Below are 21,484 nucleotides of genomic sequence, written 5' to 3'. Positions count from 1 at the left end.
TAAAAATCATCATTATTAATGTGAAGAGGCCGGTACAAAAGCGATTATGGTATTTTTTAGATTAGTTTTTCATATCTTTACATATTAAGGTAGATGAATGAGCAGCCCTATTTCAGGGGGAGTGTACATGTTGAGAGGGAAAATGAAAGCAGTTGTCAAACATCACCGAGGTTATGGAGCACAAATGCAGGTTGTCGATATTCCGGATATTCGAGAGGACGAGGTATTGATTCGAGTCAACATGACCTCGATTTGCGGAACTGATATTCATATTTTCACTTGGGATAAATGGTCACAGGGAAGAGTGAATCCACCATACGTATTTGGGCACGAGTTCGCAGGGGAAGTAGTGGAGATAGGAGCAATAGTGAATAATGTTTCAGTTGGGGATTATGTATCTGCCGAAACACATATCGTTTGCGGTGCATGCCGTCAGTGTTTAACGGGACAGTTTCATATTTGTAAAAATACGAGTATTGTTGGTCTCGATATACAGGGGTGCTTTGCTGAGTATGTAGCTCTGCCCGCCAAGAATCTATGGATAAATCCAATTGACATGCCGCCCGATATAGCTACCATCCAAGAACCGATGGGTAATGCCGTCCATTCTGTCCTTGCAGGCGATGTGCTTGGTAAAACGGTGGCAATCATTGGCTGTGGACCAATTGGACTTATGGCAGTGGCTGTTGCAAAGGCTGCAGGTGCTGATAAAGTAATCGCTCTTGATATTAATGATTATCGACTTCAGCTTGCAAAAAAGATGGGGGCTACACACCTAATCCATTCACTTAAACAAAATCCACTGGAAATCACGAAAGGCCTCACAGATACGGATGGGGTGGATGTAGTTTGTGAAATGAGCGGAAATCCTGCTGCTATCGAACAAGGGTTTAAGATGGCGACAAATGGTGGAAGGATATCAATCCTGAGTCTGCCGGCTCAGCCCGTCACACTGAATATAACGGAGGATATCGTTTTCAAGGGACTTACTGTACAAGGGATAACCGGAAGGAAAATGTTTTCAACCTGGCAACAAGTTTCAAGTCTGCTTGGAAGTGGGAAGGTTGATGTAAAACCAATGATTACGCACCGTTTTTCGCTAAGCGATTTTGAGAAAGGATTTGATCTAATGATCAAAGGTCAGTGTGGTAAGGTACTCCTGATACCTTAAAGAGTGATAAGGTTCACGAGTAAAGCGGTCAAACTCACGAGTAAAGTGCCGAAATTCACGAGTAAAGCGGTCAAACTCACGAGTAAAGTGCCGAAATTCACGAGTAAAGCGCAAATTCACGAGTAAAGTGCCGAAATTCACGAGTAAAGCGGTCAAACTCACGAGTAAAGTGCCGAAATTCACGAGTAAAGCGTCCAAACTCACGAGTAAAGCGGTCAAACTCACGAGTAAAGTGCCGAAATTCACGTAAAGCGCAAACTCACGAGTAAAGCGCAAATTCACGAGTAAAGCGTCCAAACTCACGAGTAAAGCGCTCGAATTCACGAGTAAAGCGGTCAAACTCACGAGTAAAGTGCCGAAATTCACGTAAAGCGGTCAAACTCACGAGTAAAGTGCCGAAATTCACGTAAAGCGCAAATTCACGAGTAAAGCGGTCAAACTCACGAGTAAAGCGCCCAAACTCACGAGTAAAGCGCCTAAATTCACGAGTAAAGCGCTCGAATTCACGAGTAAAGCGCAAATTCACGAGTAAAGCGCTCGAACTCACGAGTAAAGCGGTCAAACTCACGAGTAAAACGCCCAAATTCACGAGTAAATCGACCAAACTTACGAGTAAATTGCATGGTCTGCATTTGAAATAGCTGTGAAGGAATAGTATCATCCTATCATCCTATCATTTAATAAGAAGGGGCTAAGTTCGTTAGAATATGCGAATCAGGCCCCTTCTTTAATGTTCTCAATTACCGTATCTGTGAATAATTTCTTACAATTGAAGAAGGCACGACAGAATGATTGTTTCTTGCTGTTAAAAGCTTTATACTATGTTAATGTGGATATATCACACTTAAAAGCTAATATTTACTGGTGATTTTTAAAAGGAATGACGTATAAAAACATTAGAAACTAGATAGGTCTTGGAATAGTTGGTGAAAGAAATAAACTAACTATTTTGAAAGGAGATTAACTATGAACGAGAAACAACGATTAGAATCACAACAAGTACAGGCTGAGAATCCAGCGGACAAAAAATCCGATAAGGACTACAGTAAGTACTTTCAAGCCGTTTATATTCCGCCTTCCTTAAAAGATGCGAAAAAGCGAGGAAAAGAAGAAGTAGAATATCATGATGATTTTGCGATTCCTGAAGGTTTCCGTGGTATGGGAGAAGGCAAAAAGTTTTACATTCGTACATATGGCTGTCAAATGAATGAACATGACACAGAGGTAATGGCGGGTATTTTTACGGCACTTGGTTATCAGCCTACAAACACGGTTGATGATGCGAACGTCATTTTACTTAACACATGTGCGATTCGGGAAAACGCTGAGAATAAAGTGTTTGGTGAATTGGGTCATTTAAAATCATTGAAATTGGAAAAGCCGGATTTATTGCTTGGGGTTTGCGGCTGCATGTCCCAAGAAGAGTCAGTTGTAAAGCGAATTCTTGAGAAGCACCATTTTGTTGACATGATTTTCGGAACGCATAATATCCACCGTTTGCCCCAAATTCTTAATGAAGCTTATCTTTCAAAGGAAATGGTCATTGAGGTTTGGTCAAAAGAAGGTGATGTAATCGAGAACCTTCCGAAAGTGCGTAAAGGCAAAACGAAAGCATGGGTTAATATCATGTATGGCTGCGATAAGTTTTGTACATACTGCATCGTACCATATACAAGGGGAAAAGAAAGAAGTCGCAGACCTGAAGATATTATACAAGAAGTGCGTCATTTGGCTGCCCAGGGCTACAAAGAAATAACCCTTCTTGGACAGAATGTTAATGCTTATGGTAAAGATTTTACGGATATTGAATATCGTTTCGGTGATTTGATGGATGAAATCCGCAAAATCGATATTCCTCGTATTCGATTTACGACAAGTCACCCCCGTGACTTTGATGATCACTTGATTGAAGTTCTGGCTAAAGGCGGCAATCTTGTTGACCATATCCATCTTCCTGTTCAATCGGGAAGTACGGACACTCTTAAAATCATGGCTCGTAAATATACACGTGAACAATATTTAGAGTTAGTAAAAAAGATTAAGGAAGCTATCCCAAGTGCATCACTAACGACTGACATCATTGTCGGCTATCCGAATGAAACGGAAGAGCACTTTGAAGAAACGATGTCTTTATACCGCGAAGTTGGTTTTGATGCAGCATATACTTACATTTATTCACCACGTGAGGGAACTCCTGCTGCGAAAATGCAGGATAATGTACCGATGGAAGTGAAAAAGGAACGTCTTCAGCGCTTGAATGCACTTGTAAATGATACGTGTGCGTTGAAAATGAAAGAGTATGATGGACAGATTGTTGAAGTGCTTGTAGAAGGTGAAAGCAAGAAGAATGCGGAAGTATTAGCAGGCTATACAACCAAAAATAAGCTCGTCAACTTCAAAGGACCAAAATCTGCCATTGGCCAAATCGTAAAAGTGAAAATCACTGGAACGAAAACATGGTCATTAAATGGGGATATGGTTGAAGAAGCAACGGCGATTGAGGTGGAGTAATATGACGAAATATACTAAAGATGACATTCTGACAAAAGCAGCCGAGCTCGCTGAGATGATTGCCAGCACGGAAGAAGTCGATTTCTTTAAAAGGGCTGAAGCTCACATCAATGAAAACCAAAAAATCCGGGAAATGATTGCAAGTATCAAAAGTTTGCAAAAACAGGCGGTCAACTTCCAGCATTACGGCAAAGAGAAAGCATACAGCCAAGTTCAGGAGAAAATTGATGCATTGGAAAAACAATTGGACGAACTACCGATCGTCCAAGAATTCAAACAATCCCAAGTTGACGTAAATGATCTTTTACAAATGGTCTCATCACAAGTATCGAATAAGGTGACTGACCTGATTATTGAATCAACCCAAGGCGATGTCCTTCGCGGCGAGACAGGTTCACAGGTACAAGCTGGCGGCGGAAGCTGTTCATGAATATAAAAAAGCCCTTCTGATTTCAGAAGGGCTTTTTTATATTCGGAAATCCTTATACGGCGCCCATTCGTGACACATATCCCAAAACATGCGCATAAAATAACCTAGGTTTAAAACATTACAGCAGTTTTCAAATAAAAAAAATTCTACGCACACTAGACTTTTACCACGCATAGGATGAATGGAAACTGTATGAGGAGGGTTCGCTAGCATGTCACAATATAGAGAGATAATTACTAAAGCGGTGGTGGCAAAAGGACGTAAATTTACAAAGTCCTCTCACACCATTTGCCCGGCTCATCATCCTTCTAGCATTCTAGGTTGTTGGATCATCAACCATAAATACGATGCAAAGAAAGTCGGCAAAAAGGTAGAAATCCACGGCAGCTACGAAATCAACGTTTGGTATTCTTATAACCATAATTCAAAAACGGAAGTTGTTACTGAAAAAGTGCAATATACCGACGTGATTTCGTTGAAATACCGTGATCCCGATTGTCTTGATGACCATGAAATCGTTGCAAAATCTGTCCAACAGCCGAATTGTTTAGAAGCTTGCATCTCCCCATGTGGGCAAAAAATCATCGTCCATGTGGAAAGAGAATTCTTTGTGGAAGTCGTCGGCGAAACGAAAATTTGTGTCGCTGTTAATCCAGATGGCCGCTGTGAGGATGACTGGGGCTCTGATTTCGATGATGAGGAATTTGAAGATTTAGATCCGGATTTCCTTGATGAATTCGAAGACGAATAGAATAGAATATGGAAAGTAACTACCGGATGACATTCCCTTCATCCGGTTTTATTTATTTTGAAACGGGATAGGTCCTTTGCAGTTTTTAGGGAATGGGTAAATAATGTTTTGTATGATTGTACGGATTTCTAGCAATATACAGTCCCTTCATAGGAAAAAATTGATTTACGATGAATATCCGAATGCAGGCAATGTAGCATTCCCGTATGTTATAATGTAGGACATAAATGAATAATAGATTTTAGTTTGGAAAGGTTTTGAAGGAATGGCTGGATATACTCCGATGATACAGCAATATTTAAAAATTAAGGCAGAGTATCAGGATGCCTTTTTATTTTTTCGTTTAGGCGATTTTTATGAAATGTTTTTTGATGATGCACTGAATGCATCACAGGAGCTCGAAATTACATTAACGAGCCGAGAAGGTGGAAGCGAAGATCGAATTCCGATGTGCGGCATTCCGTATCATTCGGCTGCTAATTATATTGATATATTAATAGAAAAAGGATTTAAAGTAGCTATTTGTGAACAGACGGAAGATCCCAAACAAGCCAAAGGCGTAGTGCGCAGGGAAGTTGTCCAGCTGATTACGCCGGGTACGAAAATGGATAGTAAAGGTCTTCGAGAAAAGGAAAATAATTACATCACCACCATCACTTCTTTTCATGATGGTCAGTTTGGTTTTGGGTACAATGATTTATCTACAGGGGAAAATAAGGTCACGTTGATTGAGAGTTTCGAAGAAGTTCTCAATGAATTTGCTATCCTTGGTGCGAGTGAAGTGGTCATTTCTGAGGATTTCAATGAAGAATGGAAAAAAAGGCTGCAAGAACGGGGCGCCGCAGCTCTATCCCTAGAAGATAATTTGGAACAAAGTGAGTCGTTCGTTCCTTTATTGCATCTTTTAAAGGCCGAAAAGCAGAAGACAACCACCACACGTTTATTGAATTATCTATACCGCACACAAAAGCGCAGTCTGGATCATTTACAGCCAGTACTTGCATATGAAACGTCACAATATATGAAAATTGATTATTATAGCAAACGCAATTTGGAGTTGACTGAAACCATCCGTTCCAAAGGTAAAAAAGGCTCATTATTATGGCTGCTTGATGAAACGAAAACAGCCATGGGCGGAAGAATGTTGAAGCAATGGATTGATAGACCGCTCATAAGTAAAAAACAGATCGAGCGAAGGCAAAATCTTGTTGAAACCCTGAAAAATCAATACTTCGAACGGCAAGACTTACGCGAACGCCTTAAGGAAGTATACGATTTGGAGCGGCTTGCCGGAAGGGTCGCCTTTGGGAATGTTAATGCCAGGGACTTGATTCAGTTGAAACGTTCGTTGCAACAGGTTCCCATCATCCGTGAAATCGTGAAGTCAATGGCTTCCAATCAGGAGATTTCAATTCTTGCCGATAAATTGGATCCTTGTGAAGAAGTCACGGATTTGCTTGAAACCGCGCTAGTTGAAAACCCACCATTGTCCGTCAAGGAAGGAAATATCATTCAGGACGGTTTCCATGATGAGCTGGATACATACAGGTATGCCAGCAGAAACGGAAAAACTTGGATTGCTCAGCTGGAACGCGAAGAACGGGAACGGACAGGGATCAGATCATTGAAAATCGGTTATAATCGTGTGTTTGGCTATTATATTGAAGTCACACGTGCCAATCTGCATCTGCTTGAAGAAGGGCGCTATGAACGGAAGCAAACGTTAACGAATGCCGAGCGTTATATCACACCAGAATTGAAAGAAAAGGAAGCTTTGATTTTACAAGCCGAAGAAAAAAGCATCGGTTTGGAATATGACCTGTTCCTCAATCTGCGTGAAGAGGTTAAAAGTTATATCCCACGCTTACAGGATTTAGCAAAGGGCGTCAGTGAACTAGATGTCCTGCAGTGCTTTGCTACGATTAGCGAAGAACGCCATTATGTGAAGCCTGTCTTTACTGATAATCGAAGAATCGTCTTGAAGGAAGGGCGGCATCCAGTAGTCGAAAAAGTCCTTCAATCACAGGAGTATGTCCCCAATGACTGCTTCATGGACGGAGACAGGGAGTTACTCTTGATCACAGGGCCCAATATGTCGGGTAAAAGTACGTATATGCGTCAGATTGCGCTAACCTCGATTCTAGCGCAAATTGGATGCTTCGTTTCTGCAAGTATAGCTGAATTGCCTATTTTTGATAAGGTATTCACTAGGATTGGCGCGGCCGATGATTTGATTTCTGGCCAAAGTACTTTCATGGTTGAGATGCTTGAAGCAAGGAATGCCATCATGAATGCGACGGAAAACAGTTTAATTTTATTTGATGAGATCGGGCGGGGAACATCAACATACGATGGGATGGCACTTGCCCAAGCCATAATTGAATATATCCATGAGGAAATTGGTGCGAAGACCCTTTTTTCCACTCATTATCACGAATTGACGGTATTAGCATCGGAACTGCCCAAATTGAAAAATATTCATGTCAGTGCAATTGAGCAAAATGGTAACGTCGTTTTCCTTCATAAAATTAAAGAAGGACCAGCAGATAAAAGTTATGGAATTCATGTGGCCAAACTTGCTGATCTACCAACGCAGTTGATTGACCGGGCAGCAGCTATCTTAGCACATTTAGAGAATGAAAATGGACAAGCAAAGGCGCTACCTGCAGAGCCAGTTGATGCTATAAAAGCACCGATTGCTGCAGCTGCTCCAGAAATACCTGACAATGAGGCACAGCTGTCCTTCTTTGGCGAAGAGGCACCTAAAGGAAGAGTGAATTCTTCTCCTAAGGAAAAAAAGGTGCTGGATGACATAAAATCGCTGGATATCCTTGAAATGACGCCACTCGAGGCGATGAACACCCTTTATAAATTGCAAAAGAAACTTAAATGAGTAAATAAAGCGAGGCGATAAAAATGGGAAAAATCATACAGCTGGACGAGGCTTTATCGAATAAAATCGCAGCTGGCGAAGTTGTTGAACGCCCAGCCTCAGTCGTAAAGGAACTTGTGGAAAACGCCATAGATGCAAACAGTACCATCATTGAGATTGAATTGGTGGAGGCTGGACTTGGTTCCATTCGAATCGTGGACAATGGCGATGGGATTTTGGCTGATGATATAGAGCAAGCATTTAAACGACATGCTACAAGTAAAATAAAAGATGAAAACGATCTATTCCGAATTCGAACACTTGGTTTCCGCGGGGAAGCTATGCCAAGTATTGCCTCAGTTTCCCGTTTTGAATTGAAAAGCAGCACAGGTGAAGGCGTAGGGACGCGCATTCTTCTTGAAGGCGGGATGGTGAAGGAACTTGAGGCTTCATCCAGCCGTAAAGGAACGGATATCCTTGTTACCGACTTATTTTACAATACACCTGCAAGGTTGAAATATATGAAAACCGTTCATACCGAGCTTGGAAATATTACAGATGTCGCTAACAGGCTCGCACTTTCACACCCGGATGTTTCTATACGATTATCACACAATGAGAAGCGTATCCTGCATACGAATGGTAACGGTGATGTCAGGCAGGTGCTAGCTGCAATCTATGGGACGAATATCGCCAAAAAGATGATTCCCATTCAGGCAAGCTCTTTGGACTTCACTTTATCAGGTTATATCGTTATGCCTGAGGTCACCCGGGCTTCAAGGAATTATATATCAACGATGATAAACGGCCGTTTCATTAAAAACTATGCACTAGTGAAAGCGATTTTGGATGGGTACCATACCCTTCTTCCGATTGGCCGGTTTCCAATTGCTTTGTTGAATATTGAAATGGATCCAATTCTTGTCGATGTCAACGTCCATCCATCCAAAATGGAGGTTAGGCTCAGCAAGGAACATGAATTGTACAGCCTCGTATCAGAAACAATCAAATCTGCGTTTAATAAGTTATCTCTCATTCCAAGTGGATATACACCTGCACCAAAGCCGGAACAGGTGAAAAGTGAGCAAACTACGCTTGATTTGGACCATGTTGTGGAAAGAGGGAAGCGAGTCCTTGAAGAAGCCAAGAAGGAAGCTTCACTATTGAAGGATACCTTGATTCGGGAAAAGCAGGAACAAAAGCATGCTGAGGATCATGTCGAAGATTTTAATTTCGAACCAAAGGAATTAATCTACAGCAATGAAGAGCAGCATCAAAATACAGATGCTTATATCCCGGTTTTACCAGAGGATGAAAGAAAACCATACTTCGAATCGGCAGAAAAGTATACAACCTATACGGTCGAACAAGAGGAAGAAATCGAGGGAAATGAATCGGAAAGTCGAATCCCTCCGATGTACCCAATTGGGCAAATGCATGGTACGTATATTTTCGCCCAAAACGAAAAGGGCTTGTATATAATCGACCAACATGCGGCACAGGAACGGATCAAATACGAGTATTTTAAAGAAAAAGTCGGACAAGTCGAGAACGAACTACAAGATATGCTGGTTCCAATCACGCTTGAATTTTCGACAGACCAATGTATTCGGATAAATGAATATCAGCATGAGCTGGAAAAAGTTGGCGTCTATTTAGAGGAGTTTGGCTATAATGCCTATATTGTACGATCACACCCACAATGGTTCCCTAAAGGGATTGAACAGGAAATCCTTGAAGAAATGATAGAACAATTATTATTGATGAAAAAGGTCGATATCAAAAAACTGCGCGAAGAAGCAGCCATCATGATGAGCTGTAAAGCCTCCATAAAGGCAAACCGTCATCTGCGCAGTGATGAAATACAAGCACTATTGGATGAACTAAGACGAACAACAGATCCCTTCACATGTCCTCACGGAAGACCGATCATCATCTCTTATTCCATTTATGAAATGGAGAAAATGTTCAAGCGGGTCATGTAATTAAAAGCAATGGAGAACCCTATATTTGATAGGGCTCTCCATTGCTTTTTCAGTTAATTGACCACAAAATGACCACATTTATCGGTCCATGCTCTTTTTTCCTAGAGATTTTGAAAAGTTTTCTGCAGAGGAGTCCTGTATATTCTATGTAACATGACTAGTTTAACGAAAGTTTCATTATCGACATCAATTGTCATTTGATGTGTTGCTGATTTAGCCATTTTTGTAATGAAGCAGATTGGATTACAGGTCGGATTATTCATCCAGAATGGTATGATTCTAGAACCTTTATGTTGTATTAAATTCCAAGGATAGATATCGACTTGTGAAGGTTTCAACTTAAGCTCTCAGTTGCTTTAGTGGAACATGAAGGGTTTTTAGTTTACGGAGCTCGGTAGACTTATATATAATAGATTAAAACCATTAGGAGTTGACTTTATGATTAATCGGATCAGGAATAAATTGATTCCCTCACAGGGAATGGGAGAAGAAGTAGAAAATATCTACGCTATCTTGCCCCCGCCAGGAACCATTATCGGAGAGGCAACAGAAGAAGAAATGGAAAAGGCAGCAGAGTTAGAAATTAGACATATGGCTTTCATGAGGTTGCAGGAAATGAATATACAATTTGACGGTGCGTCTTATAAAGAACTATTAAAAGAATTTCAAGATTTTGAAACCGATTCGAGTAAATTTTGGAGAGATATATCCAGCCGTTTATCCGTTCCGTATGAATGGCCAATTAGAATTGATCATGCAAACGGCCCTATTTATATTGGTGAACACGATTTATTTGAAGAAGAAGAGAATGAGGATTGATATTGAAATTTACGCCTGGAATAGTCGAATGGGTTCATGTACACCGATTTTAGAGCGTTAACCAAAAGGGTTAACGCTATTTTTGTTTGCCAATTTAGCTGGTTAATAAGTAAGTGAATGTTTCCTTCTTATTGAGCTAGTTGCTGGTAGTTTTGGTTTGGGAAAGGACCAAGAATAATAATTGTGGTTTAACTGTTTTTTTAAAAGATTTTACTTAACCTAAACAACTAACGGATGAGTTAGTTGTTTATGGATCACAAAAATAATCCATATCTTTTATAGTTTTTTTCTATATTATGGATGATTAACAAGTGAACGGTTTTTACGATTTTTCAAAGCCTCATCATAACAGGAAATCTAAGAATCGAACCCTAAAGAAAATTAACGAAGAGAGTTAGTGGACTTTTTTTAAACTCTTTAAACGTTATATAAATCGAATATAACAATGATCGCTTTTCTAATAGAAAATACTGGGCAGGATAGTGGATGAACAAAGAACACTGGGACTGAATTTTTGATAGCCCATTCCTCACCCAACCTTCTTGCATAATATGATTATACGCGCCAATAGATTGTGAAGGAGGTGATTACTTGGGAGAGAAAAAAGGCTCAAACTCCGTTTCTAATAACCATTCTCATTGTTTTGAACCATTCATAAGTCCCAACCCTATAACTTCATTTAATCCTGTTCAACGCTTTCCTAAAATTGATAAAACAGCATTTGTAAGTCAGTTTTCCAGTGTCATAGGTGATGTTACCATTAGAAACAATGTTTATGTAGCCCCTAATGTAAGTATACGTGCGGATGAAGGAACCCCTTTTTATATAGGTTCTAATACAAATATCCAGGACGGGGTAATTTTACATGGTTTATTAAATAAAAAGATTTCAGCTGGAGCAAAAAGGTATTCTATATTCATTGGAGATGAAGTGACCATTGCTCATGGAGCACTTGTTCATGGTCCTTGTTATATCGCAGACAAAGTATTTGTTGGTTTTAATGCCATTGTTTATACCGCAATTGTAGGGAGAGGGGCATTTATTTCTTATAATGCCGTGGTTACAAATGGCGTTCGAATTCCACCTAAAAGGTTCGTACCACCTGGAGCTAATATAGATTCTCAAGAAAAAGCGGATGCACTTTCGCCAGTACCAAAGGATAGTAAGGAATTTGCACATGAAGTTCAACGAGTCAATCAAGAATTCCCCGCATCGTATCACCTGTTATTTGGGAAAAATCGTTGCTCCTGCGGATTTGCCTATGACCAACATTAAAATGGGAATGTATGCAACGGATTCCTTTTCGCAGAGGACAGAAATACGGAAGGGTGCACTAAGGAGACCAAATAAAGTGGTCTCTTTTTTATTTGTTCACTACATTAATGTTTATCAAAGCCTCTTTAAAAAGGGGAAGTGAAACATGGGAAACGTAAAAAGCAATATGATTGAAAAGGTGGGAATCACCTCAACCGTTTCTGCGGCAAATTTGTTTGCCGTACTGCCTATTACTGGTGAACATAAGATAAAGGGGGATTAGGAGATATGCTGTTAATTATAACCATGATATTCACTTAATCTCATCAAGGGAAGGGATGCCTGCGCAGTAGTATCCTAAAAGAGTTGAAATCGTATAGGGTCAAAAAATTACGTTGTTTTACTACGGTAATCCCATGATGAAAGTGATCGATAAAAAAAACACATTCACGAGTGTTGGGCATGGCTAAAGAGGACGTGGATTGTGATTTCCGGACATACCTATCGGAAAATGCACAGGTTTATGGGTAGGGGCAATTCGAATCAAAAATTGGAATCGCTTGTTTTAAAGAGGTGAAAATAATAATTCCTTTTTGATAAACGCAATTAATTAGTATAAGTGTGTATTTGATGAATTTAACTAAAGTATAGAAGGGGGGAATGCGAGAATTTAGGTGTAGTATCCACTGTAGGAACCATAGTCTGTAATTGCAAAAACTCCTTTTGAAAAGGAGCATCATTATATAAGAATTTATGATGAAATAAATAATTGCGATATTCCGGAGTTTTTGGAATGTTTAGTCTTTTGAAGGGTTAACATTAGATTGATAGGCTACAACATCAGCGATAAATGAACCGAGAAGAAGCCTCCCAATGTGAGTATTCTGCCGATTAAAATGTTCTTTGCTTCTTCAAGTTGAGAACAATTATTTTAGTTGTTGTCCATTTAATTTTGCCTCCTGCCGCCTAGGTTTGATTATTTAAACTACTTGTTGTGAACTTATATTATTTTTGATAAAGGTTAGGATAGATAACGTTTTGTAAGAAAATCACTTCTCTCTTTAAGGCTTCTGTAACTGTGATTAATGAATTCCGATCTTTCTGTAACAAGGCGATTTGATTTTCCATTTTCTTTATTTTATCATTTAGTTCTTGTGTTTCTTGTTCCGCTTTTTTATCTAAAATAATGGTTTCTTCAATTGCAATGGCGGTACCACTTGATGAAATTAAGTCTCCAAGTGCACCTAAGATAGCACCAAATAAAGATAATATAAACCCTGAATTTGATTCCGACCCTGATGCTGAAGTATCCGAGTTTGCTGAAACCTCTTCTACTTCAACTTGTTCTACTTCTTGAGCTTCTGCTGCAATCCCTAGAATAGTAAGGAGGTTTCCTATGTTAGTAATCATCGAACCAAATAAATCAATCTTATCCCCAATATGCGGAGGTAAGGAAGTTAAAAAATGCTCTTCTTCAGGTACTCTCATAACTTCTCACCTTCTTGGCTGTAATTTGATTTTATTAATTAAGCTAATTGTGGTAAAATTCAGCGCTTGTTCGATGCCTTTTAATTTGCAAATTACCTTATCAATATCCTCTACTCTCAAAACTTTGAGAATATTCTTATCAATCATATATAATAAATCCTCTAAGCAATTTATAATATCTTTGTATGATTTTATTAACAAGTTATGTTCCTTATCCAAAAATTCCGGTGGAGTAATCGTCACTAAAGATTGTACGCTAGTCTGCCCTACACTAATGGCATTTTTCTTAGATAATGTATGCAATCCAAAAAAATTGTTCGAATAAAAATTAAAAAATCTCATCTTACTTACCACGTAATTAATGCTTAATAATGATGCAAATTGGATGAATGCAATATTGTTTCGCTGCCCTTGGAGAAAAATAAAAAGCCTTGTCTGATCGAGAAGGGCAATTTATGTTTGAGCATATTCAGTTTGATGAGATATTGGTGTGATCGTAGTGTATTAAAAAAGCTCTTCTCTTTATTGAAGAGGGGTTATTATCATGGCGAAAAAAATCGTTCGTATCAACAAGCAAAAAAGTTCTCAGAATGTACATACTCCTAGGTAATGAACCTGAACATCCTCCTTATCTTGACATAATCTAAATCAAATAAAGATTTGAGGAGGACTCACTAAAAATGTATGATTTATTAACAAATGAATATCTTCATTCAAATGATTTAAGGAGACAATTTGGTTTTGGGTTTCCTTTTTTAGGGGCTCTTGCTGCGGGAGCATTGCTTTCTGTACCTTTTTATGGTGGATATGGGGGGTATTATGGATACGAAGGATACGATGGATTCGATGCATATGTATATCCAGGATATGCCCCATATCAAGAATTTTATTCATACTACCCTTATTGAGAAAAGAGATTTAGTGACTAAGAACAAGAGTGAATATGAAATTGTAAAGCTACCCTAAATTTTAAAGCCACTCTAAAAAATGGAGGGCTAATTATTGTTTTATAAAAATGAATCAAAATGGGGGTCTAACATTTTTAACTAACTCCGTAATATCGTTATCAGCGTTATATACGACTTGATCGATCCGAAAATCCTCACTAGCTGCATAGTTACTTTTTATCTGCTGGATCCATTTGTAAGCTGCAACCGCAGCTGTCCAATCTGGGTCTTTCTTAAAGTCTGAATGTATGACAGGGAAACTTCCGGTTTGTAAAAATTTAGTTTCCCTCGAATGTAAGTATACCTTTATCGTAATGTACATACTTTTGTTAACCTTCTCAGTTTATTTATTGAAATCAAGTAATCTTATTCCCTTTCACAATCATCATTGCCTGAATCTAGCCATTGTCAATATTCGTTCTTCATATTGACAAACAAAACCATCACCATTCAAATCATTGGAGTGAGTTTGTTTTTTATATTCCTGTGATTTCTGTTTTACTTGTTGTTGTGCTGCTCATTCAGCCGCTTCTTTAGTTTTCTTTTCTCTAGTTTCTTCCTTTTCCGGATATTCTATGCCTTTGGAACAGTCGCCACATCTGCAATAGGGACAAAAGGAGCGGGTGCTGTATCGAAGACAGGAGTAGCGAATAAAAAAGCCGCTGCAGTCAAATGTGCTTCTAAATAATAAGGAATGTCCTCCTTTCCTAACCTGATTGCCATACAACCAAACTGTTTTGGGCAGAGGAAGTCCCATATAATTCGGGTAATGGTAATGGATTAAAAGAATTTTCCATGGCACAATGACCTAAGTGGTAAACGTAAGGGTAATGATTTATAAGGGTACTAGAGAACAACTTGTGGCTAAACCTAAAAACTTAAAATGGATGAAAATGGAACTTAACTATATACCAAAATGGGCTATGTGTGAGTTTTGAGATGCTCTAATATTATTGAAGAAACTCGGTGGAATATAAAACTGGATAAGATAAATCCTAGTATAATAATTGTATCCAAGTTGTAATGGATTTTTATAGGTCCGAATCATGTGCTGGATATTGATAATTTTGTGGGAATCTTTTGTTTCCTCTAGATCACTTACCTTTAATAATAATAATGCAGTGGATTAGGTGGAGGTTGATAGATACAGGTACGTATCATTCTTAACGGAAACTGCTAATCTGATTTTTTTGTATAATCAAACTTTTAATATACAGAGTCTTCTCATTTCGTGTTTTGAAATTACAGTGATATAATGATTTCTGTGATTTTAAAGTTTAACATAGGAAGTGGCTAAATTGTCGAACAATTCGAAAGAGAGTAAATTCGTCCCGTACGTCTCTGCATCTAAATCTTTACCGGAATTAACAGTAACTGCAATAATTCTAGGCATCATTCTTGCAATTGTCTTCGGGGCAGCAAATGCATACTTAGGCCTGCTTATTGGATTAACTGTCTCTGCTTCAATACCCGCCGCGGTAATTTCAATGGCTATTTTAAGAGGGATTTTTCGCAGGGATTCTATATTAGAAAACAATATTGTGCAAACGATGACCACGGCAGGGGAGGCTATTGGTGCCGGTGCTGTATTTACCATCCCAGCATTATTCATGTGGGACATTGAAGTGAGTCAAGCATTGATCATTTTCATTGTTTTAACCGGGGGATTTTTAGGTGTCTTCATGATGGTGCCCCTTCGACAGCTATTAATTGTTAGGGAACATGAAACATTGCCTTACCCTGAAGGTACGGCATGTGCCGAGGTACTAAAGTCCGGAGAAAAAGGCGGTACAAGCGCCAAACTAATCGGGGCCGGTTTGGTAATCGGTGGTGTGGTTAAAGCGCTTGGTGATGGATTTAAGCTTTTCAAAACAGAAGTTGAAACAGGAATCACAAATTTTAAAAACGCAGTGGTTGGTCTTGATGCCTTTCCTTCCCTTTTGGGAGTAGGGTATATTATTGGTCCGCGTGTTTCAGGTCAAATGCTAGGTGGAGGGTTATTAGCCTGGGTCGTTCTTATACCGGCGATCAGCTTCTTTGGCAGCAGTAATGGAACAGCCATTTTCCCTTCTGATGTACCGATTGGTGAATTGGATGCATGGGGAATTTGGGATAATTATATACGTTATATTGGAGCCGGTGCAGTTGCAACTGGCGGATTGATCACCTTGATTAAAACGTTGCCTATCCTTTTCAGTTCAGTTATTGATACTCTTAAAGGCGTAAAAGCTAATAAAGGACAACTTAAGTCAGGTTCAATCCGTACTGAAAAAGACATACCGGCTAAATACGTTTGGTTGGGAACGATCATTGTTATTTTAATCATCGCTTTCACACCTATAACAGATGTAGGAATCATCGGTGCGATTGCGATTGCGATTTTTGGATTTTTATTCGTGACTGTGGCTTCAAGGGTTGTTGGAATCGTTGGAAGTTCTTCTTCCCCTGTTTCTGGAATGACCATAGCCACACTTTTGATTGTAGCGATTGTCTATAAAGCTACTGGTTTTACCGGAACGACTGGAATGGTAGCGGCTTTAACCGTTGCCGCAATCATTTGTACAGCTCTTGCTGTTTCAGGTGATGTATCTCAAGATCTAAAAACAGGATATATCGTGGGCGGAACACCATGGAAACAGCAAGTTGCCATGATGATTGGTGTCGTCGCGTCCGCTTCTGTCATCGGTTTTATCCTAATACTAATGGACAATGCTTATACAATGGGATCTGCAGAACTTCCAGCACCTAAAGCGGCTCTAATGAAAATTCTTGCTGAAGGAGTTCTTGGAGGAGATTTACCTTGGACCCTTATCTTTATCGGTGCGGCCATTGCCATTACATTAGAGTTTTTCGGTTTGAATTCACTTGTAGTTGCAGTCGGCATTTACTTGCCTGTTCACACTAGTGCCCCAATCATGATTGGTGGATTTATACGTTTCTTCGTTGAATTCTTCGCGAAAACGAAAGAAGCGCTTAAAGCTCGTGTTGATAGAGGTGTATTATTCGCATCTGGTTTAATAGCAGGTGAATCATTGATTGGTGTACTTATTGCCATATTGATTGCAGCAGGTGTCCAAGTTCCGGCTGCGGCTAAATTAGCCAGCAATTTGCTACCATTCTTACTGTTCCTTGCTCTAGCTGGATTGCTTTGGTACGTATCCAGCAAAGGGAAAAAAGAAGATGCTTCGTAAACGCCAATCAAAAAAGAGGAACCTGTTAACTATGGTTCCCCTTTTGGAAAGACGCGTCACTTTGGAACAACAATCTTCGGAAGCAACTTTTTTAATCATTCAACGGACCAATTTTGTCGAACGAATTACGATCCGTTTCTTCAAGCAGCCGTCCTTTCGTAAAATTAAGCTTGATAAGTTTGGGGCATTTGCCATTAAACAAATGGAGTACAAATGCAATGTCAATCAAATTTCCGAAGCGATGAGTGAACATTTTGGTGAGGAAGCAGAACCAGCCTTACCAAGGTTGATGAAATTTTTGGAAATTCTTGAGGTCCACGATTGGATCATATGGGATGATGAAGAAGAAAAATGAAAAACAAGCTGAAGCTCTTTTTGATGCTTCAGCTTGTTTTTTTGTTTTGGATATTGGTAATTACTATTCATGTACTTTTTGGATAAATGAACTATGGGTATAAAAAAATGTAATATCTTTATACATACTGTTAGTCATGATTCATAAAGCAGTATTATTCATATTTTGTAGAACAGGTGGGTTATTATGGGAAGAGTACAAGGTAAAGTAGCATTAGTGACAGGTGGAGCTTCAGGTATAGGCTTATCCATTTCCACCCTAATGGCTAAAGAAGGCGCAAAAGTAGTGATTGCTGATTTTAACGAATCAGGAGCAAAAGAAGTGGCCGAAAACATTAAAAAACAAGGTGGGGAAGCAGCTGGAGTATTCTTGGATGCTGGAGAAGCAGATTCAATCCAGGCAGCAGTCGACTTTACAATTGAACAATATGGAACGGTTACGGTACTCGTTAATAATGTAGGTTTGACTAACTTAAATAAAGATCTGGATGTTTTGAATGTAGATTTGGAAGAATGGGACAGACTTATGGATGTGAATTTAAAAAGTGTGCTCTTGGGAAGCAGGTTTGCGATTCCCCACATGATTAAAGCGGGAGGAGGCTCGATTATCAATACGGCCTCCATGGCTGGATTTACAGGTGACTCCGTACGGTCTGCATATGGTGCATCCAAAGCGGGTGTAGTGAATTTGACCCGCTATATCGCTGCACAGTATGGGAAAGAACATATTCGTTGTAATGGTGTGGCACCAGGCCTTATTTTAACTCCTGCAGCGAAAAAAAATATGCCTCCGGCAGTACTCGACATTTTTGCCAAATTTAATGCATTACCATATCATGGTGAAGCGGATGATATCGGATATACCGTTCTATTCCTTGCCTCTGATGAGTCCAAATTCATTACAGGTCAGACGATCCAAGTGGAAGGCGGTCATTACATCGCCAATCCAAGCATCTCTGATTTTAATGATTATTTAACTAAAGCAAAATCCAATTAATTGTCTGGACATTTATAAAACAAAACTTTACCCTGGATAAGATCAACCTTATTCGGGGTTTTTCGTTAGGAATGTCTTATTGAAATAACCATGAAGCAGGTGCATATAACAATGGAAGTAACGAATTATGATGACATGCTGAACATCAAAACGGAAGGTGAACAAAAAAAATTCAATGATTCTTTGCATTATCACCGATACGAGCCTACACCCTATAATGCATTGGAGTATTTATTCGAAAAATATCCACTGAAAAGAAATGATCGCATAGTCGATTTTGGATGTGGTAAAGGACGATTGAATTTTTTTATCCATCACCTATATCAATCATCTGCAGTTGGAGTGGAGATGAATGAAAATTTCTATAAAGAAGCGATAGAGAATCTGAAAAGCTATGGGAAGAAAAGGAAAACTGACAATGGCAAAATAGAATTTCACTGTTGTTTGGCAGAGGAATATGATATTGATGTGAAGGACAATCGGTTTTATTTCTTTAATCCGTTTTCTGTACAGATCTTCATGAAGGTCATCAATAACATATTGGTATCCACTGAAAAAGAACCGCGCCAGATCGAACTGATTTTATATTATGGGTCACAGGATTATATTTTTTTTCTCGAAAATCAAACAGTCTTCGAGCTGAAAGAAGAAGTGTTGTTACCCGGCTTGACTGAATCGAATCCTTTTGAGAAATTCGTCATATATCAATTACCGAATTAAACGAATACTAATCAAGTAATTAAGTATTAAAAGCACCCCGCAATATTCATTGATTGCGGGGTGCAAATGAGGAAACAAGCCACTCGTTTAATGATGCCTAATTTACAGCATATTGTAAAATCTTTTGAGGTTGAGGCTCATATTGTTGTTCTATATAAATTTGATGCCAAATCATAAAAGTTAAAATGGTCCAGAGCTTACGGCTGTTGTCCATTTTATTATTTATATGGTTTTCAAGCAATTTCATAATTTGTGGTTTGTTAAAAAGATAATCAGTGGGGCTCTCCTGGATTAACTTTACTGCCCAATCGTATAATTCATCCTTTAACCAATGGCGTATAGGAACGGGAAAGCCAAGCTTCTTTCTGCTCCATACATGTTCCGGTACTATCCCTCGGGCTGCTTTACGAAGAATATATTTGGTCGTTCCATTTCTTACCTTTTGATCCGTACTTAGTTTTGAGGCTGTATTGAATACGCATTTGTCCAGAAATGGAACTCTCACCTCTAAAGAATTCGCCATGGACATTTTATCTGCTTTCAATAAAATATCACCTTTTAACCATGTTTGAATATCAATGTTTTGCATTTGGGTTATCGGATCATAGCCTAAAGAACTTGAATAGATGGGACCGGTCACTTTTTCATTTTCCAACCCGTTTAGATAATTCACTAGTAATATTTTTTTCTCTTTCTCATCGAAAATATTTGCATTTCCGATATATCGATCTTCCAAAGATGTAACCCCCCGCTCTATGAAACTCTTTCCTTTAACCCCTTCTGGCAGAACAGAGGAAAGGGCCTTCAGCACATTGTTCACCGGTGCTGGTATATAGGAAAACATGCGCAGGGAATGGGGCTCCCGATATATATTATATCCGCCGAATAACTCATCTGCACCTTCACCGGACAAGGCGACTTTGACGTGCTTTTTAGCTTCCCGTGCGACAAAGTATAGTGGAACGGCAGCGGGGTCTGCTAAAGGGTCATCCATATGCCATATAATCTTTGGGAGTTCTGCCAAGAATTCTTCAGGGCTTATAATATAACTTATATTTTCAACATTTAAAGCGGCAGCGGTTTCCTGTGCAACGTTTATTTCACTATATCCATCTCTTTCAAACCCTACAGAAAAAGTTTTGATCTTAGGGTTAATTTGCTTCGCGATGGAGCAGATAAATGATGAATCAATTCCTCCTGATAGAAAAGAACCAACCGGAACATCACTTCTCATATGTACGTTCACAGAGTCTATTAAAGTTTCCTGTATTTCCTTTATGATTTTTGAATCTTCAATATTGGAAGGATGAAAGGTAGGCTTCCAAAACTTAATTATATCCATTTTCTTTCCTGGTTCTTTAGTGAAATAATGCCCAGGTAATAGCTTTTGAATGTTTTTGGTCAGGGTGGAGGGTTCCGGAACATATTGAAAACTGAGAAAATGCTGTAGTGAATTCACATCTAGCTCTTCATTCATTGTCGTCAAGATACTCTTTTTCTCTGAAGCAAAATAAGTAACATCATCTTGTTCACAGTAGAAAAAAGGCTTGATTCCAAAGTGGTCCCTTGCTCCAAACAGTTTTTTCTCAATTTTATCCCAAATGACAAAAGCGAACATGCCGCGCAGCTTTTGAACGGTTTGCTCTTTTTGGCTACTATAGAGTGCCAGTATTACTTCCGTATCAGAATGAGTCGTGAACTCATATCCCTTATCAATAAGCTCTTTTCTGAGTTCAATATGATTATAGATTTCGCCATTAAATATGATCCAATATCTTTCGTTTTCATATGAAAGAGGTTGGTTACCATTATCTATATCAATTATACTTAATCTCCTAAATCCAAAATTTACAAAATTGTCAAAAAAATAGCCTTCATCATCCGGACCCCTATGGGTAATGATGGTGTTCATTTTTTTGATCGTGTCTTTCATCTTTGAATTTATGGCTTTCGGATATTTTTGAATACATCCAACAAAACCGCACATAAAATTC

Annotated in this window: 20 protein-coding genes; 13 read left to right on the top strand and 7 right to left on the bottom strand. The window is 39.0% G+C overall.

Annotation, left to right across the window (positions count from 1 at the left end; translation table 11 throughout):
* Positions 1-130 precede the first annotated feature (130 nt).
* The gene (gene tdh / locus ACFWE9_RS11635; protein ID WP_230158255.1) at positions 131-1,171 is read left to right on the top strand and encodes an L-threonine 3-dehydrogenase; all 1,041 of its coding nucleotides are present in this window, start codon (positions 131-133) and stop codon (positions 1,169-1,171) included.
* Here tdh and ACFWE9_RS11630 read toward each other — a convergent pair.
* The gene (locus tag ACFWE9_RS11630) at positions 1,127-1,537 is read right to left on the bottom strand and encodes a hypothetical protein (RefSeq protein WP_377356855.1); all 411 of its coding nucleotides are present in this window, start codon (positions 1,535-1,537) and stop codon (positions 1,127-1,129) included. The two genes, tdh and ACFWE9_RS11630, sit on opposite strands and share 45 nt — an antisense overlap.
* Positions 1,431-1,832, bottom strand: coding sequence for a hypothetical protein (locus tag ACFWE9_RS11625; RefSeq protein ID WP_377356853.1), 402 nt, complete (start codon positions 1,830-1,832; stop codon positions 1,431-1,433). Before ACFWE9_RS11625 ends, ACFWE9_RS11630 begins: the two co-directional genes overlap by 107 nt.
* Positions 1,833-2,137: 305 nt before the next feature.
* Between ACFWE9_RS11625 and miaB the strand changes: the two genes are divergently transcribed.
* The 7 genes from miaB to ACFWE9_RS11590 all read left to right on the top strand — a co-directional run bounded on the left by miaB (position 2,138) and on the right by ACFWE9_RS11590 (position 11,814).
* Positions 2,138-3,682, top strand: a complete 1,545-nt coding sequence (gene miaB / locus ACFWE9_RS11620; RefSeq protein WP_230157938.1) for a tRNA (N6-isopentenyl adenosine(37)-C2)-methylthiotransferase MiaB — start codon at positions 2,138-2,140, stop codon at positions 3,680-3,682.
* Position 3,683: 1 nt separating this feature from the next.
* Positions 3,684-4,112 (top strand): YlbF/YmcA family competence regulator, encoded by a 429-nt coding sequence (locus ACFWE9_RS11615; RefSeq protein WP_230157937.1) that lies wholly within the window; start codon positions 3,684-3,686, stop codon positions 4,110-4,112.
* Between the two features lie 211 nt (positions 4,113-4,323).
* Positions 4,324-4,863 carry an outer spore coat protein CotE gene (locus ACFWE9_RS11610; RefSeq protein WP_230157935.1) on the top strand — a complete coding sequence of 180 codons (540 nt, stop codon included), beginning with the start codon at positions 4,324-4,326 and terminating at the stop codon, positions 4,861-4,863.
* Between the two features lie 265 nt (positions 4,864-5,128).
* Positions 5,129-7,756, top strand: coding sequence for a DNA mismatch repair protein MutS (mutS, locus tag ACFWE9_RS11605; protein WP_377356850.1), 2,628 nt, complete (start codon positions 5,129-5,131; stop codon positions 7,754-7,756).
* A 23-nt stretch (positions 7,757-7,779) separates the two neighbouring features.
* Positions 7,780-9,720: a DNA mismatch repair endonuclease MutL gene (mutL, locus tag ACFWE9_RS11600; protein ID WP_230157930.1), complete on the top strand. Its 1,941-nt coding sequence runs from the start codon at positions 7,780-7,782 to the stop codon at positions 9,718-9,720.
* 438 nt (positions 9,721-10,158) lie between these two features.
* Positions 10,159-10,539 carry a hypothetical protein gene (locus ACFWE9_RS11595; protein WP_230157928.1) on the top strand — a complete coding sequence of 127 codons (381 nt, stop codon included), beginning with the start codon at positions 10,159-10,161 and terminating at the stop codon, positions 10,537-10,539.
* Between the two features lie 591 nt (positions 10,540-11,130).
* Entirely contained in the window at positions 11,131-11,814 is a 684-nt protein-coding gene (locus tag ACFWE9_RS11590; protein WP_230157926.1) for an LbetaH domain-containing protein, read from the top strand.
* A gap of 984 nt (positions 11,815-12,798) precedes the next feature.
* Here the strand turns inward: ACFWE9_RS11590 and ACFWE9_RS11585 are convergent.
* Positions 12,799-13,281, bottom strand: coding sequence for a hypothetical protein (locus ACFWE9_RS11585; protein ID WP_230157924.1), 483 nt, complete (start codon positions 13,279-13,281; stop codon positions 12,799-12,801).
* A 6-nt stretch (positions 13,282-13,287) separates the two neighbouring features.
* On the bottom strand, positions 13,288-13,623 hold the full coding sequence (locus ACFWE9_RS11580) for a hypothetical protein (RefSeq protein WP_377356847.1): 336 nt from the start codon (positions 13,621-13,623) through the stop codon (positions 13,288-13,290).
* Between the two features lie 338 nt (positions 13,624-13,961).
* Between ACFWE9_RS11580 and ACFWE9_RS11575 the strand changes: the two genes are divergently transcribed.
* Positions 13,962-14,189: a hypothetical protein gene (locus ACFWE9_RS11575; RefSeq protein WP_230157920.1), complete on the top strand. Its 228-nt coding sequence runs from the start codon at positions 13,962-13,964 to the stop codon at positions 14,187-14,189.
* 112 nt (positions 14,190-14,301) lie between these two features.
* Here ACFWE9_RS11575 and ACFWE9_RS11570 read toward each other — a convergent pair whose 3' ends face one another.
* Both ACFWE9_RS11570 and ACFWE9_RS11565 read right to left on the bottom strand, forming a co-directional pair.
* Positions 14,302-14,550: a hypothetical protein gene (locus tag ACFWE9_RS11570; RefSeq protein ID WP_230157919.1), complete on the bottom strand. Its 249-nt coding sequence runs from the start codon at positions 14,548-14,550 to the stop codon at positions 14,302-14,304.
* A 251-nt stretch (positions 14,551-14,801) separates the two neighbouring features.
* Positions 14,802-14,951 carry a hypothetical protein gene (locus ACFWE9_RS11565; protein WP_290370573.1) on the bottom strand — a complete coding sequence of 50 codons (150 nt, stop codon included), beginning with the start codon at positions 14,949-14,951 and terminating at the stop codon, positions 14,802-14,804.
* A 575-nt stretch (positions 14,952-15,526) separates the two neighbouring features.
* On the opposite strand from ACFWE9_RS11565, the gene ACFWE9_RS11560 reads away from it, so the two are divergent.
* From ACFWE9_RS11560 to ACFWE9_RS11545, 4 genes are all read left to right on the top strand, one after another.
* Positions 15,527-17,419 carry an OPT family oligopeptide transporter gene (locus ACFWE9_RS11560; protein WP_230157917.1) on the top strand — a complete coding sequence of 631 codons (1,893 nt, stop codon included), beginning with the start codon at positions 15,527-15,529 and terminating at the stop codon, positions 17,417-17,419.
* On the top strand, positions 17,409-17,774 hold the full coding sequence (locus ACFWE9_RS11555) for a PqqD family protein (RefSeq protein WP_230157914.1): 366 nt from the start codon (positions 17,409-17,411) through the stop codon (positions 17,772-17,774). Before ACFWE9_RS11560 ends, ACFWE9_RS11555 begins: the two co-directional genes overlap by 11 nt.
* A 186-nt stretch (positions 17,775-17,960) precedes the next feature.
* Complete coding sequence (locus ACFWE9_RS11550; RefSeq protein WP_377356843.1) at positions 17,961-18,770, top strand: SDR family NAD(P)-dependent oxidoreductase; 810 nt, start codon at positions 17,961-17,963, stop codon at positions 18,768-18,770.
* 111 nt (positions 18,771-18,881) lie between these two features.
* Complete coding sequence (locus ACFWE9_RS11545) at positions 18,882-19,490, top strand: SAM-dependent methyltransferase (RefSeq protein WP_230157909.1); 609 nt, start codon at positions 18,882-18,884, stop codon at positions 19,488-19,490.
* A 97-nt stretch (positions 19,491-19,587) separates the two neighbouring features.
* On the opposite strand, the gene asnB is transcribed toward ACFWE9_RS11545, so the two are convergent.
* Entirely contained in the window at positions 19,588-21,477 is a 1,890-nt protein-coding gene (gene asnB / locus ACFWE9_RS11540; RefSeq protein ID WP_377356868.1) for an asparagine synthase (glutamine-hydrolyzing), read from the bottom strand.
* Between the last annotated feature and the right edge of the window lie 7 nt (positions 21,478-21,484).

The sequence above is a fragment of the Peribacillus sp. NPDC060253 genome (assembly GCF_042727425.1).
Taxonomy (GTDB): domain Bacteria; phylum Bacillota; class Bacilli; order Bacillales; family DSM-1321; genus Peribacillus.
This window is presented reverse-complemented; position numbering and strand designations above follow the sequence as displayed.

Coding starts and splice junctions, on each gene's coding strand:
- ACFWE9_RS11625 (WP_377356853.1), bottom strand. CDS start 1,832: ATGATACTATTCCTTCACAGCTATTTCAAATGCAGACCATGCAATTTA.
- miaB (WP_230157938.1), top strand. CDS start 2,138: ATGAACGAGAAACAACGATTAGAATCACAACAAGTACAGGCTGAGAAT.
- ACFWE9_RS11615 (WP_230157937.1), top strand. CDS start 3,684: ATGACGAAATATACTAAAGATGACATTCTGACAAAAGCAGCCGAGCTC.
- ACFWE9_RS11610 (WP_230157935.1), top strand. CDS start 4,324: ATGTCACAATATAGAGAGATAATTACTAAAGCGGTGGTGGCAAAAGGA.
- mutS (WP_377356850.1), top strand. CDS start 5,129: ATGGCTGGATATACTCCGATGATACAGCAATATTTAAAAATTAAGGCA.
- mutL (WP_230157930.1), top strand. CDS start 7,780: ATGGGAAAAATCATACAGCTGGACGAGGCTTTATCGAATAAAATCGCA.
- ACFWE9_RS11595 (WP_230157928.1), top strand. CDS start 10,159: ATGATTAATCGGATCAGGAATAAATTGATTCCCTCACAGGGAATGGGA.
- ACFWE9_RS11585 (WP_230157924.1), bottom strand. CDS start 13,281: ATGAGAGTACCTGAAGAAGAGCATTTTTTAACTTCCTTACCTCCGCAT.
- ACFWE9_RS11580 (WP_377356847.1), bottom strand. CDS start 13,623: ATGAGATTTTTTAATTTTTATTCGAACAATTTTTTTGGATTGCATACA.
- ACFWE9_RS11575 (WP_230157920.1), top strand. CDS start 13,962: ATGTATGATTTATTAACAAATGAATATCTTCATTCAAATGATTTAAGG.
- ACFWE9_RS11570 (WP_230157919.1), bottom strand. CDS start 14,550: ATGTACATTACGATAAAGGTATACTTACATTCGAGGGAAACTAAATTT.
- ACFWE9_RS11565 (WP_290370573.1), bottom strand. CDS start 14,951: ATGGCAATCAGGTTAGGAAAGGAGGACATTCCTTATTATTTAGAAGCA.
- ACFWE9_RS11555 (WP_230157914.1), top strand. CDS start 17,409: ATGCTTCGTAAACGCCAATCAAAAAAGAGGAACCTGTTAACTATGGTT.
- ACFWE9_RS11550 (WP_377356843.1), top strand. CDS start 17,961: ATGGGAAGAGTACAAGGTAAAGTAGCATTAGTGACAGGTGGAGCTTCA.
- ACFWE9_RS11545 (WP_230157909.1), top strand. CDS start 18,882: ATGGAAGTAACGAATTATGATGACATGCTGAACATCAAAACGGAAGGT.
- asnB (WP_377356868.1), bottom strand. CDS start 21,477: ATGTGCGGTTTTGTTGGATGTATTCAAAAATATCCGAAAGCCATAAAT.